At 64.8% G+C, this 13,528-nt stretch carries 12 protein-coding genes; 3 read left to right on the top strand and 9 right to left on the bottom strand.

All coding sequences use genetic code 11. From position 1 onward, the window contains the following. Window positions 1–36: 36 nt before the first annotated feature. Both ACVMB0_RS17870 and ACVMB0_RS17865 read right to left on the bottom strand, forming a co-directional pair. Window positions 37–780: a DUF4336 domain-containing protein gene (locus ACVMB0_RS17870; protein ID WP_456749609.1), complete on the bottom strand. Its 744-nt coding sequence runs from the start codon at window positions 778–780 to the stop codon at window positions 37–39. A gap of 98 nt (window positions 781–878) precedes the next feature. Further along, window positions 879–2,033 (bottom strand): L,D-transpeptidase, encoded by a 1,155-nt coding sequence (locus ACVMB0_RS17865; protein ID WP_461347135.1) that lies wholly within the window; start codon window positions 2,031–2,033, stop codon window positions 879–881. 326 nt (window positions 2,034–2,359) lie between these two features. On the opposite strand from ACVMB0_RS17865, the gene ACVMB0_RS17860 reads away from it, so the two are divergent. Next, window positions 2,360–3,208 (top strand): hypothetical protein, encoded by an 849-nt coding sequence (locus ACVMB0_RS17860; RefSeq protein ID WP_461347134.1) that lies wholly within the window; start codon window positions 2,360–2,362, stop codon window positions 3,206–3,208. A 111-nt stretch (window positions 3,209–3,319) separates the two neighbouring features. Here ACVMB0_RS17860 and sseA read toward each other — a convergent pair whose 3' ends face one another. The 3 genes from sseA to ACVMB0_RS17845 all read right to left on the bottom strand — a co-directional run bounded on the left by sseA (window position 3,320) and on the right by ACVMB0_RS17845 (window position 6,024). Continuing rightward, complete coding sequence (gene sseA, locus ACVMB0_RS17855) at window positions 3,320–4,177, bottom strand: 3-mercaptopyruvate sulfurtransferase (RefSeq protein ID WP_461347133.1); 858 nt, start codon at window positions 4,175–4,177, stop codon at window positions 3,320–3,322. A 116-nt stretch (window positions 4,178–4,293) separates the two neighbouring features. After that, entirely contained in the window at window positions 4,294–4,707 is a 414-nt protein-coding gene (locus tag ACVMB0_RS17850) for a rhodanese-like domain-containing protein (protein WP_456798745.1), read from the bottom strand. 141 nt (window positions 4,708–4,848) lie between these two features. Next, window positions 4,849–6,024 (bottom strand): vWA domain-containing protein, encoded by a 1,176-nt coding sequence (locus ACVMB0_RS17845; RefSeq protein ID WP_016847779.1) that lies wholly within the window; start codon window positions 6,022–6,024, stop codon window positions 4,849–4,851. Window positions 6,025–6,385: 361 nt separating this feature from the next. Between ACVMB0_RS17845 and ACVMB0_RS17840 the strand changes: the two genes are divergently transcribed. After that, the gene (locus ACVMB0_RS17840) at window positions 6,386–7,228 is read left to right on the top strand and encodes an AAA family ATPase (RefSeq protein WP_456749614.1); all 843 of its coding nucleotides are present in this window, start codon (window positions 6,386–6,388) and stop codon (window positions 7,226–7,228) included. Between the two features lie 90 nt (window positions 7,229–7,318). Then, window positions 7,319–8,821 (top strand): flavin-containing monooxygenase, encoded by a 1,503-nt coding sequence (locus ACVMB0_RS17835; protein WP_461347132.1) that lies wholly within the window; start codon window positions 7,319–7,321, stop codon window positions 8,819–8,821. 58 nt (window positions 8,822–8,879) lie between these two features. Here ACVMB0_RS17835 and ACVMB0_RS17830 read toward each other — a convergent pair whose 3' ends face one another. The 4 genes from ACVMB0_RS17830 to ACVMB0_RS17815 form a co-directional block, all read right to left on the bottom strand. Further along, window positions 8,880–9,704: an IS5 family transposase gene (locus ACVMB0_RS17830; RefSeq protein WP_456798830.1), complete on the bottom strand. Its 825-nt coding sequence runs from the start codon at window positions 9,702–9,704 to the stop codon at window positions 8,880–8,882. 221 nt (window positions 9,705–9,925) lie between these two features. Further along, the gene (locus tag ACVMB0_RS17825; protein ID WP_461347131.1) at window positions 9,926–11,569 is read right to left on the bottom strand and encodes a GMC family oxidoreductase; all 1,644 of its coding nucleotides are present in this window, start codon (window positions 11,567–11,569) and stop codon (window positions 9,926–9,928) included. A gap of 28 nt (window positions 11,570–11,597) precedes the next feature. Continuing rightward, window positions 11,598–12,191: a GNAT family N-acetyltransferase gene (locus tag ACVMB0_RS17820; RefSeq protein WP_461347130.1), complete on the bottom strand. Its 594-nt coding sequence runs from the start codon at window positions 12,189–12,191 to the stop codon at window positions 11,598–11,600. A 133-nt stretch (window positions 12,192–12,324) separates the two neighbouring features. Next, complete coding sequence (locus ACVMB0_RS17815; protein WP_456749618.1) at window positions 12,325–13,251, bottom strand: SMP-30/gluconolactonase/LRE family protein; 927 nt, start codon at window positions 13,249–13,251, stop codon at window positions 12,325–12,327. Between the last annotated feature and the right edge of the window lie 277 nt (window positions 13,252–13,528).

Raw genomic sequence — 13,528 nt, 5'->3', positions numbered from 1 at the left:
TTCGGAAAACCGCTCCACAGTTTTCCCGATCATGCTCTAGCCGAGCCAGCGGAACGCGCGTTCGAGCTCCGCGCGCGCGTTCCGATCATACCAGCGCCCGTGGGCGAGGATGATCCGCTCCGGATTCCATTCGATCATGCAGGCGACGGCGGCCTTCAGCGCGACGCGGTCGCGCGCAAACGTCAACCGCATGTCGCGTGGCGTGCTGCCGTCCGGATCGCGCACGCCGCCGATCCGGATCAGCAACCGCATCAATGGCGAACGAATGCGGTCGGCCTCGAAATTCTCGATCAAATCGGTTAGCAGCAATGTCCGTGACTTCAGATGGAAGAACACGGTTTCCGTCATGTAGCTCCCGGCCACCGGAAGCGTCGCGATCCATTCATCCCACGGGTATCCCGACCGTGCTTCGAGCGACTCGCCATCAAAAGCAAGCCGGCCGCCGGCCTGCTGCGCAATTCCCGGCGCGAGGAAGACGCGCGCGTCTGGATAGGCCGCATGCCAGTCCGGGATCCACCAATAATGCAGGCGGTTCGGCCCGATGATCCAGCTCGGCACGCCGAGGCGCGCGATCTCGGTCTTGAGTTCGTCCGCCAATGGGGTCGGCGAGTGAATGAAGAGCCGTGCGCCTGGCAGCCGCAGGATCGTTGCACGCGTCGGAAACGGCATCCTGAGCCCGCGCGGACCGAACCGGATCACCGGGCCGTCGACGATCCATACGTCGTCAGCGACCGGCTTCGGCGTGTTCAGCGGCGGATAGGTCAGGCGGGACTCATGCATCGCATTGCCTCATGGCGGCAACGTCGAAACAGACCGGCTTGTTGCAACAAAAAAGGCGCGCTGTTCGCGCGCCTCTTTCCGAAGGGTCGCCGGTCGGCCTAGCGCACCGTGACCGGCGCGGGCAGCGGCTGCACCGAGGTCGGCTGCGCGCCGGGCAGCGGCGCGGCCTGAGCCGGCGCCATCGGGTTCGGCGGCGGCGCCGCGGAAGCCGTCGTCGTTCCCGGCGGCGGGCCGCCCGGCAGCACGACCACGCGGGTCCCGACCTTGGCGCGTTCGAACAGGTCCGAGACGTCCTCGTTCAGCATGCCGATGCAGCCGGACGAGACGAACTTGCCGATGGTCGACGGCTGGTTGGTGCCGTGGATGCGATACACGGTCGAGCCGAGATACATCGCGCGGGCACCGAGCGGGTTGCCGGGACCGCCCGCCATGAAGCGCGGCAGATAGGGCTGGCGCTCGATCATTTCCGTCGGCGGATGCCAATCCGGCCACTCGGCCTTGCGGGTGATCTTCTGCACGCCGGTCCAGGTGAAGCCGTCGCGGCCGACGCGGACGCCGTAACGGATCGCCCGGCCATTGCCGAGAATGTAATAGAGATAGGTGTTCGGCGTATCGACGACGATGGTGCCGGCCGGCTCCTTGGTCGGGAACGCCACTTCCTGGCGGCGCAGGTTCGGCGCCAGTTGCGCCGGACCGGCTTCCGGCTGCTCGTCCGGCGGCAGCGCTGCGATCTGCACCGGCCTGCCATTGGCGTCGACCGGCGCCGGCTGCTGCGGCACGGCTCCGGTCACGCCCTCGGGCGGGCGCATGCCGCCGCGGTCGTCGCCATAGGAAACGCCGGCAGCGGGAACGCCATTGTCACGAGACGCCTGCTGCGGACCACCCGGCGCGCGATCGCCATAGATCACCGGTGGCGGTCCCATCGGCCGGCCATAGCGCGGATCGTCCGGCGACATCACCGGACCCGTCGGGGCACGTTCGGAGTAGACCGGCGGCGCATTCATCGGGCGGCCATAGCGCGGATCATCCGGCGACATCACCGGGCCGGGCGGCGGCAGCGCGGCCGAATTGCGCGGCGCGTCGTCATCGTCGATCGCATCGAAGTCCGGCATGCTGCCCTGCGGGTAGGGCTGCGGCGCGGCCGAATAGACCTGCCCCGGCACCGGATAAGCCTGCTGCGCATGCGCGAGCGAGGTTCCTGCCGCACCGAGAGCCGCGGCAGCGCAAATCGTCAGAATGCGGTTGATCATCATTGCTCTGTTATAGTCCCCAAGCCACACCGGACCGTTAACGGCCCAATGCAGGAAGATAGCGGCGCATTCAAGACAAATCCGCGAAACCCAGGTGATTTCGGGCATTTGTGATGTCGGCCAACGCTGCGGCAAAGATGTCTCATGGCCTGGCAAACTCTGTCTACGTGGCCAAAGTCATCAATCGCCCGCATTTTGTAACAAACAGTCTCGGGGCGTTGCGATATTCTCGAATCGGCCTGATTCGCGCTCGCGATGCCGGCTTTCTCGTGTGGTCACCGCGTTCCCTTGATATCTGCACCCTCCCGTAGAAGGGGGAACCCGCGCCCATGCTCCCCGGCCTTCGTTTCCTGTTCGCTGCGACCGTGCTGGCGATCTCGCTTCTGGTGTTCGGGCTCGGGGCGGCCGCGCTGTTCCGCGCGGCGCACGAGGAATTCGCCAGCATTCCGGCCCGCCGCGCCCCGCCCGAGCCGCAGTTCGCCCAGCCATCCGAGGCACCGCCGGTGCTCGCGATGGTGCGGGTCGATCCGCCCGCCGCGGACAGGGCGGTGACCAATACTCCGGCACCTTCGACCTCGTCCGAGCCCGCCGCGGCCGAGCCGGCAACTCCCGCCGAGGCTGCTCCTCCGGCCCAAGCGGAGCAGGTCGCCGCCGTGAAGGCGGACGATCCGATCCCGCCCGGCCCGCCGAAGGCAGAGGCCCAGGCCCAAACCCAAGCTGCGGAGACCTCCGCGCCAGCTCAATCCGCCGACACGGCGGCGCAAACCCCGACCCCAGATCCCGCGCCGGCATCGGAGCCGACGCCCGCTGCCGCCGAAGCGACACAAGCGTCCACCGAGCCCAAGGTCGCTGCGATCGCTGATGATCCCACCACGACCAGCGCGCCCGCTGCACCGGCACCAGCGATGGTTGCGGCGGAGCCCGCCCCGCCGCCGTCACCGGAAGCGATCGCGGCCGCGACACGGATCGCAACGCTGGGCGGACCTGAAGTCGTGGTAGAAGCCCCGGCGGCGCCGAAGGCCACCGAGGCGAAGAAACCGCAGCGCAGTGCGGCCAGCAAGCCGGCACACCGCAAGGAGCGACGGCGGATTGTCCGCGCGCGTCCGGTTCGGCAGGTCATGCAGCAGCAGATCGATCCGTTCGGCCAGACTACCCTGGTGCCGGTCACGCGGCGCTAAGGCATGATCCGGAAAAGTGCGAAGCGGTTTTCCGAAAAAATCATGCCCAAACAAGGAGCCGAAGCGCGATGACGATTCAACTTCATCTCATCGCGCTGTAAAGGATATCTATCAAGCTGGACCGGTCGCGATCGGCGGGCCGCCGGCCTGGCCCCATTCTGACCATGAGCCGTCATAGAGCGCGCTGTCGGTGACGCCGAGCCGGTACAGCGCGAGCGTCAGCACGCCGGCCGAGACGCCGGAGCCGCAGCTTGTCACGATGGGCGCATCGAGCTTGACGCCGGCGCCACTGAACGACTGGCGCAACTCGTCGAGCGGCTTCATCTCGCCGGTCGCGGCATCGAACAATTGGTTGTAGGGCACGTTGCGCGCGCCCGGGATGTGGCCGGCACGGATGCCAGGCCGCGGCTCCGGCGCGCGGCCCTCGAAGCGCTCGGCGGCGCGCGCATCGACCACCTGCTCGGCACGGCTTTCGACATTCGCGACCATCTGCTCGATGCTGCGCACGCGCTTCGGATCGTAGCTCGCCTTGAACGTTGCGGGCTTCGGCTTCACTTCACCGCTTTCGACCGCCCTGCCCTCGGCGCGCCACTTCTTCAAGCCGCCGTTGAGGATCCGCACGTTGCGATGGCCGTAGGACAGGAACATCCACCAGGCGCGAGGTGCTGCGACCCAGCCGCCGGCATCGTAGATCACGACGGTGTCGGCATTGCCGATGCCGAGCCCGCCGATGTCGCGGCCGAACTGCTCGGCGCTCGGAAACATGTGCGGCAGCGGATTGGCATGATCCGACACCGCGTCGACATCGAAGAACACCGCGCCGGGCAGATGCGCGGCGAGATAATCATCCTTCGGCAGCGGCAACACGCCGGGCAGCTTGAAGGTGGCGTCGAGCACCTTGACATTGGCATCGCCGAGATGCGCGGCCAGCCATTCGGTCGAAACGAGCGGATCGTCGGTTGCGGTCATGACTATTCCTTGATGTCATTCCGGCGCTCGCGCAGCGAGAACCCGGAATCTCGCAAGACAGCCTCCGGATTCCGGGTTCGCGCTGCGCGCGCCCCGGAATGACGGAGAACATACGTTCAGCCCTTCTTCTTCGGCTCCCAGGCCTCGATCGGGCCGCCGGCCTCGCGCCAGGCGGCGAAGCCGCCGCCCATATGCGCGACCGGCTTGAGGCCCATGTCCTTTGCGGTCTTGGCGGCGAGCGCCGAGCGCAGGCCGCCGGCGCAGTGGAAGATGAACTTCTTGTCTTCCTGGAAGATCGGCTTGGCGTAGGGGCTGTTCGGATCGATCCAGAACTCCAGCATGCCGCGGGTGCAGGAGAACGCGCCGGGAATCTTGCCGTCGCGCTCGATCTCGCGGGGATCGCGGATGTCGACGATCACGACGTCGTTCTTGCCGATCATCGTGATCGCGTCAGTCGCGCTGATGGTCTCGATCTCGGCATTGGCCTCGTCGATCATCACCTTGATGCCGCGGTGGATGGTCTGGGGCATGGAGCTCTCCCTTCTTTGTCTTTCGCCACCGTCATTCCGGACAGACGCGAAGCGGCCGATCCGGAATCTCGAGATTCCCCGATGCGCAATTGCGCATCTGAGGTTCGATGCTTCGCATCACCCCGGAATGACGGGCGCCGTCTAGCGAACCAGCTCCCGCATCGCGTTCTCCAGGCCCTCGATCGTGATCGGATACATGCGCTCGGAGAACAGGCGGCGGATGATGGTGGTCGATTCCGAATAGTCCCAGTGCTTCTGCGCCACCGGATTGAGCCACACCGCGTGCGGATAGGTGCGGATGATGCGGTCGAGCCAGACCGAGCCGGCCTCTTCGTTGACATGCTCGACCGAGCCGCCGGGCACCATGATCTCGTAGGGCGACATCGAGGCGTCGCCGACGAACACCACCTTGTAGTCGTGCGGGTATTTATGCAGCACGTCCCAGGTCGGCGTGCGATCGGTGAAGCGCCGCTTGTTCTGCTTCCAGACGCCCTCATAGAGGCAGTTGTGGAAGTAGAAATATTCCATGTGCTTGAATTCGCTCTTGGCGGCCGAGAACAGCTCCTCGACCTGCTCGATATGCGAGTCCATCGAGCCGCCGATATCGAAGAACACCAGCACCTTGACCGCGTTGCGCCGCTCGGGCCGCATGTGCACGTCGAGATAGCCGTGGTTGGCGGTCTCCTTGATCGTGGTGTCGAGGTCGAGTTCGTCCGGCGCGCCGGTGCGCGCGAACTTGCGCAGCCGCCGCAGCGCCACCTTGATGTTGCGGATGCCGAGTTCGACATTGCCGTCGAGGTCCTTGAACTCGCGCTTGTCCCACACCTTCACGGCGCGGTTGTTGCGGTTCTTCTCCTGCCCGATCCGCACGCCCTCGGGGTTGTAGCCATGGGCGCCGAACGGCGAGGTGCCGGCCGTGCCGATCCATTTGCTGCCGCCCTGGTGGCGGCCCTTCTGTTCCTCGAGGCGCTTCTTCAAGGTCTCCATGAGCTTGTCCCAGCCCATGGCCTCGATCTGCTTCTTCTCTTCCTCGGTGAGATATTTCTCGGCGAGTTTCTTCAGCCACTCCTCGGGAATCTCCGCCTTGCCCATGGCGTCGAGCAGGCTCTCGAGCCCCTTGAACACGGTGCCGAACACGCGGTCGAACTTGTCGAGATTGCGCTCGTCCTTCACCAGGGCGGCGCGCGACAAATAGTAGAAGTTCTCGACGGTCTGTTCGGCGAGATCGGCGTCAAGCGCTTCCATCAAGGTCAGATATTCCCGTAGCGTCACGGGGACCTGGGCGTCGCGCAGCGATGTGAAGAACTGCAGGAACATACCCATCTAGATCGCCCGCGGGGCCGGTGGCGTCAAGGGCCCCCGGCCGTGCTTCATCCCGAGATCAGCCATCCACTTTCACCCGGTTGCCTCTGCCGGCGTGGCGGCGCCAGCACCGCCACGGCGAGGACTCGCGCCGCGTCGGCAATCATTCCGCTGCACGGAAAGATGACGCCTGACATTCCATGCGAAAGCCCGGATCCGACACCGCTGCGCTGCGGAATCCACGCTAGACCGCCCGGCTTTTTCAACTAGAATTGTACCGGACAAGACATTGGACAGGACATGCGACCGCCGTGAGAGCGGTCGTTTCGTGTGGGGGGCGCGGGCCGCCGCCGAATGAAGCAAGGCAAAGAGATCGATGAAATTCACGGGTACCAAGGACTACGTCGCCACCGATGACCTCAAGGTCGCCGTCAATGCCGCCATCGTGCTGGAGCGCCCGCTGCTGGTGAAGGGCGAGCCCGGCACCGGCAAGACCGTGCTGGCCGAGGAAGTCGCCAAGGCGATCGACGCGCCACTTCTGACCTGGCACATCAAGTCGACCACCAAGGCCCAGCAAGGCCTCTACGAGTACGACGCCGTGTCGCGGCTGCGCGACAGCCAGCTCGGCGACGCGCGCGTGTCCGACATCAAGAACTACATCAAGCGCGGCAAGCTGTGGGAGGCCTTCACCCACGAGAAACGCCCGGTGCTGCTGATCGACGAGATCGACAAGGCCGACATCGAATTCCCCAACGACCTCCTGCTCGAACTCGACCGCATGGAGTTCCACGTCTACGAGACCGGCGAGACCATCAAGGCGAAGCTGCGCCCGATCGTGATGATCACGTCGAACAACGAGAAGGAACTGCCGGACGCCTTCCTGCGCCGCTGCTTCTTCCACTACATCAAGTTCCCCGATGCCGACACCATGGGCAAGATCGTCGACGTGCACTTCCCCGGCATCAAGAAGCGGCTGGTGGAAGAGGCACTGCGGATCTTCTTCGAGGTCCGCGAGGTGCCGGGCCTGAAGAAGAAGCCCTCGACCTCCGAGCTGCTCGACTGGCTCAAGCTGCTCTTGAACGAGGACATCACGCCCGAGATGCTCAGGGAGCGCGATCCGCGCAAGCTGATCCCGCCGCTGCACGGCGCGCTGCTGAAGAACGAGCAGGACGTGCATCTGTTCGAGAGGCTGGCCTTCCTCAGCCGCCGCGAAGTCTAGTTTCGAGATCGGCAGACGCCGGGGCGATGGCTCCGGCGTTTCGCTTCCAGCGCCCAACGCACAAGCCAACCAACAAGAAGACCAGGGAAGATGAACGTCCAGACCCAGATCCGTGCCGCCGAGCCGGTCACCACAGAGCATTTCGATGTCCTGATTGCAGGCGCCGGCATCTCCGGCGTCGGCGCCGCCTACCACCTCACCACGCAAACCCCGGGCACCAGCTTCGTGGTGCTGGAGACGCAGAAGACCTTCGGCGGCACCTGGTCGACCCACCGCTATCCCGGCATCCGCTCCGACAGCGACCTGCACACCTTCGGCTATCGCTTCAAGCCGTGGACCAGCGCGCCGATCGCCAGCGCCGAAGAGATCCTGAAATACATGGGCGAGGTGATCGAGGAGAACGACCTCGCCCGCCACATCCGCTATCGCCACACCATCACCGCGGCGAGATGGTCGAACGAGACCAATCTCTGGACCATCGACGCGACACGGATCGACACCGGCGAGCAGCTGCGCTTCACCACCAACTTCTTCTGGATGTGCCAGGGCTACTATCGCCACGACGCCGGCTATACGCCCGAATGGACCGACATGGCGAAGTTCAAGGGCACGGTCGTGCATCCGCAGACCTGGCCCGACGACCTCGACTATAAGGGCAAGCGCGTGGTCGTGATCGGCTCCGGCGCCACGGCTGCGACCCTGATCCCGGCGATGGCCAAGGACGCCGGCCATGTCACCATGCTGCAGCGCTCGCCGACCTATTTCCGCACCGGCCGCAACGCCATCGAGATCGCCGAGGAATTGCGCAGGCTGCAGGTCGACGAGCACTGGATCCACGAGATCACCCGCCGCAAGATCCTGTTCGAGCAGGATGCGTTCACCAAGCGGACCTTTGCCGACCCCGAGGGCGCCAAGAAGGACCTGCTGGCCGCGGTCGAAGCCGTGCTCGGCAAGGACTACGACATCGCCACCCATTTCACGCCGAGCTACCGGCCGTGGCGGCAGCGCATCGCGTTCGTTCCGGATGCCGACCTGTTCCAGGCCATCAAGGGCGGCAAGGCCTCTGTCGTCACCGACGAGATCGACCGCTTCACCGAGACGGGCATCCTGCTCAAGTCCGGCAAGCAGCTCGAGGCCGACATCATCATCACCGCGACCGGCTTCCATCTCTCCGCCAATGGCGGCATCGACTTCGAGATCGACGGCAAGCCGCTCGACTTCAAGGACACCGTGACCTATCGCGGCATGATGTTCACCGGCGTGCCGAACCTCGTCTGGGTGTTCGGCTATTTCCGCGCCAGCTGGACCCTGCGGGTCGATCTGGTCGCCGACTTCGTCTGCCGCCTGCTCAAGCACATGAAGGCGACCGGCGCCAAGAAAGTGACGCCCGAGCTGCGTCCCGAAGACCACAACATGCCGCTGCTGCCGTGGATCGATCCGGAGAACTTCAACCCCGGCTACATGATGCGCGGCATGCACCTGTTGCCGAAGCGCGGCGACAAGCCGGAGTGGCAGCACAACCAGGACTACTGGGCCGAGAAGGACGAATTTCCGGCGATCGACCTTGCGGACAAGGCGTTCGTCTACGGCTGAGCTTCTTCTGGCAGTTCCGTCATCCTGAGAGTCTGACTCAGAATAGGTCATTGATATCTCAGGCTCTGGCCAGTCGGCGGGATAGTAGACGAATGCTTGCGATGAGAACCCATGCCTCTGCGCTGGCGATGGTTGCCTCGAAGTCTTTGGCAAGCCGTCGATTGCGGCCGAACCAGGCAAACGTCCGTTCGACGACCCAACGTCGAGGTTCGGCTTTGAACGTTCCAACGCTTTGCGAGCGGGTGACGATTTCAATCGTCCATTGGCCCAGATCAGCGATGGCATCGAGCAGCTTTGGACCACGATAGACGCGATCGGCGAAGACGTGGCGCAGGCTAGGGAACAGGCGGCCAATGATCCGCAGCAGCGGCACTGCGCCGTGATTGTCCTGAAGGTTGGCGGGATGCACCTGCACAGCCAGCAAGGAGCCCTCAGTGTCGGTGACGATATGACGCTTGCGCCCCTTGACCCGCTTGGCCATGTCAAACCCGCTTGGACCGCCACTTTCCGTGGTCTTCACACTCTGGCTGTCGATAATCCCTGCCGTTGGGGTGGGGCTGCGTCCTTGCCGTTCTCGCATCCGCCGGACCAGAACGTCATTGATCGTGCGCCACAAGCCAGACCCGCGCCAATTGTAAAAATAATACTGAACTGTCGAGCATGGCGGGAAGTCTTTCGGCAGTGCCCGCCATTGGCAGCCGCTGGCTCCAATGTAGAGAATTGCATTCATGATCACGCGCAGGTTGATCTCGCGCGGACGGCCGCGCCGGCATCGTGCAGGCATCAACGGCTCGATCAATCTCCACTCCGCATCCGTCATGTCGCTTGCATAACGAAGTCCGTCGCGCCGATATTGTTGGCGGGTGATTTTGGTCCAACTCATGTTGTGCTCCCTCGAGTCTTCGCAAACACGAAGGAATCACAACGGGCTGAAATCACTCAACTTTCTTTTTCGGTCAGGCTCTGAGGAGCGCGCAGCGCGTCTCGAAGGATGCACGGCCCCAGTCGGGCCGTCGATGCTTCGAGACGGCCGCTTCGCGGCCTCCTCAGCATGACGGTGATAGATCGAGCGCGCTGATCGAAAACGCGCGCTCACCTCTTCCCTCACGCATACTCCGGCAGTTTCGCGGCCGCCTCGGGCGTCTTGCCGCGGATCATGTCGGAGGCCTTGTCGGCGATCATCAGGGTCGAGGCGTTGAGGTTGGCGGAGATCATCCGCGGCATGATCGAGGCGTCGATCACGCGCAGGCCCTCCATGCCATGGACGCGAAGCTGGTCGTCGACCACGGCCCACGATGCATCGGCGGGGCCCATCCGGCAGGTGCAGCCGGGATGGAAGGTGGTGGTGCCGCGCTGGGTCGCGGCCGCGAGCAGTTCGTCGTCGCTTTGCACCTTCGGGCCCGGAAAGTCCTCATAGGCGTAATACGGTGCGAGCGGCTCGGAGGCGAGCAGCCGGCGCGCCAGCTTCATGCCGGCGACCACGACGCGGCGGTCGATCTCCTCGGCGAGGTAGTTGGTCTGGATGATCGGCGGCGCGAACGGATCGGCCGAGCGGATGCGGACATAGCCGCGGCTCTCCGGTCGCTGCTGCCATGATGCGACCGTCATGCCGGGCTCGTCCTCGAGCTGGCCCTGCACGCCTTCCTTGTAGCTTGCCGGCGTGAAGGTGAGCTGCAGATCGGAGCTCTCGGTGGTCTCGCCGGAATGCCAGAAGCAGTAGACCATGGTCGGCGACAGCGACAGCAGGCCGCGCCGCGTCGTCGCCCATTTGATCGCCTCGCCCCACAGGCTGAAGCCGCGGCGAAGCTCGTTGATGGTCCTGATATTCTTGACCCGCGCCACCGAGCGCGGCGCGTAGTGATCCTGCAAGCCTTCGCCGACACCCGGCAGCGCGTGGCGCACCTCGATGCCGTGCGACTTCAGGAGGTCGGGCGAGCCGACGCCGGAGAGCTGCAGCAACTGCGGCGAGTTATAGGCGCCGCCGGAGAGAATGACCTCCTTGGTGGCGCGGATCTCCAGGGGATCGCCGTGCTTGCCGCCGCGGTTGTAGCGCACGCCGACCGCGCGCTTGCCCTCGAAGATGATGCCGGTGACATGGGCATGGGTGCGCACGTCGACATTCGGCCGCTTCCGCGCCGGATGCAGGAACGCGGTCGCGGCACTGACGCGGCGGCCGTTCAGGATGGTGCGCTGGCAGTACGACACGCCCTCCTGGATCTGGCCGTTGTAGTCGGGGTTGCGCGGAATGCCGAGCGAGACCGCGCCCGCCATGAAGGCCTCGCAGAGCGGGTCCTGCCAGTCCATCGTGGTGACGGTGAGGTTGCCGTTGCGACCACGATAAGTGTCGTCGCCCTCGCCGATCCGCTTCTCCATCCGCCGAAAATACGGCAGCACGTCGGGATAGCCCCAGCCGCGATTGCCGAGCTGCGCCCAGGTGTCGAAATCCTGGCGCTGGCCGCGGTTGTAGATGTGGCCGTTGATCGAGGACGAACCGCCGAGCGTCTTGCCGCGCGGCGCATAGATGCTGCGGCCGCCGGTGTAGGGACCGACCTCCTGCTGGTACGCCCAGTTCACGCTCTTCATGTGGAAGGTCTTGATGAAGCCGGCCGGCAGATGGATGTAGGGATGCCAGTCGCTCGGCCCCGCCTCGAGCACGCACACCCTGGTGCCCGCGTCTTCACTCAACCGGTTGGTCAGCACGCTCCCGGCGGAGCCTGCGCCGATGATCACATAATCGAACGTTTCCATCGTCTCTTTTCTGGCGCCGACCAAACCGTCAGCGCGGCTTTTCGTTGAGTTGATAGTCGAGATGCGCCTTCACCGTCGGCCATTCGCTGGCGATGATGCTGTAAACCACGGTGTCGCGCAACGTGCCGTTGGGCGCGATCTGATGGCTGCGCAGGATGCCGTCCTGTTTTGCACCCAGGCGCTCGATGGCGCGCCGGCTCTGGTGATTGAAGAAGTGCGTGCGGAACTCGACCGCGATGCAATCCAGCGTCTCGAAGGCGTGCGTCAGCAGCAGCAGTTTGCACTGCGTATTGAGCGCGCTGCGCTGCACCCGCTTGGCGTACCAGGTCGAACCGATCTCGACGCGGCGGTTCGGCGTATCGACGTTCATGTAGGTGGTCATGCCGGAGATGTGGCCCTCGGCGTCGAACACCGTGAACGGCAGCATCGTGCCTGCGGCTTGCAAGCCGAGCCGGCGGTCGATCTCCCTGCCCATGGTCTCCGCCTTCGGAATCGCGGTGTACCAGATCTTCGAGAGATCGCCGTCCTTCGCGGCCTCGACCAGGCCGCCGGCGTGATCATGCGACAGCGGTTCGAGCCGCGCATGCGCGCCGCGAAGGGTGACCGGTTCAAGCCAGGGCATTCGAATATCCTCTACGTGGAAGCGGCCTCACTCTAATCGTCATTGCGAGCGAAGCGAAGCAATCCATCTATCCACATACGCGGATAGATGGATTGCTTCGTCGCTTCGCTCCTCGCAATGACGGTGGGTGCGGTCATTTATTCAGAAAATTCAGCGGCAATCCGGGCCGCGACCAGTCCATCGCGATCAGCTCGCCCTTGCCCGACAGCGTGATGTAGGCGGTCTTCAGGTCGGGGCCGCCGAAGGCGATGTTGGTGGTGACGCGATCGCCGGTCGGCACCTGCTCGACCACCGTACCGTCGGGCGCGATCACCGAGATGCAGCCCGAGATCAGGGTCGCGACGCAGACATTGCCGTTGGCTTCGACCGCGAGCGAGTCGAACATCTGGTAGCCGCCGAGGCCGGCGATCGGTTTTCCCCGCTCGCCGCGATAGATCACGTCGCGCGGCTTGATGGTGCCGGGCTCGGACACCTCATAGGCCCACAGCCGCGCCGTCGGCGTCTCCGCGATGTAGACGGTCTTCTCGTCCGGCGAGAGGCCGATGCCGTTGGCCGGCAGGATGCCGTGCACAGCCTCGACGATCTCGTTCATGCCGGGCTTCAGGTAATAGAACGCGCCGACATCCATGTCGCGGGCGCGGCGCTTGCCGAGATCGGAGAACCACAGGCCGCCCTGCCTGTCGAACACCAGGTCGTTCGGCCCGCGCAATTCATGCTCACCGCATTTGGTGACGACAGTCTCGACCTTGCCGGATTGCAGATCGACGCGCTGGATCGAGCCGCCGAGATAATCCTCCGGCTGCGGTCCCGGCATGATCATGTTCCTGGTCGGGATCCAGGAGAAGCCGCCATTGTTGCAGATGTAGATCTGGCCGTCGGGGCCGAGCGCGGCGCCGTTCGGGCCGCCCGGCACCTTGGCGACGATCTCCTTGCGCCCGTCGGGATAGACCCGGGTCAGCCGCTGGCCGCGGATTTCGACCAGCACGACCGAGCCGTCGGGCATCACGACGGGACCTTCGGGAAACTCCAGATCGGTGGCGAGAACTCGGATATTGGCCATGGCATCCTCCCGGCTCTTTGGCTGCCGGCGGTCTCCGAACGGCCCCGCACGCGCAACGTTGTTGTTTCAACCCGTTATCGCAAACGGGGTATGGCTTGCCAAGCAACCGGGGGTGCAAGGCTGCCCGGCGTTGAGGTGGGATGGCCGCAAATTGCGATATCGTTCTGGCGATGCCCCGATGCCGCCACACCCACTGCTGTCGCGGCCTGCGCCGGGCAGACGATGCGGATGAAGATATAGAACATCGGTGTCATCACCCGGCTTGACCGGGTGATCC

Source organism: Bradyrhizobium sp. USDA 4451, from assembly GCF_054822585.1.
This window is presented reverse-complemented; position numbering and strand designations above follow the sequence as displayed.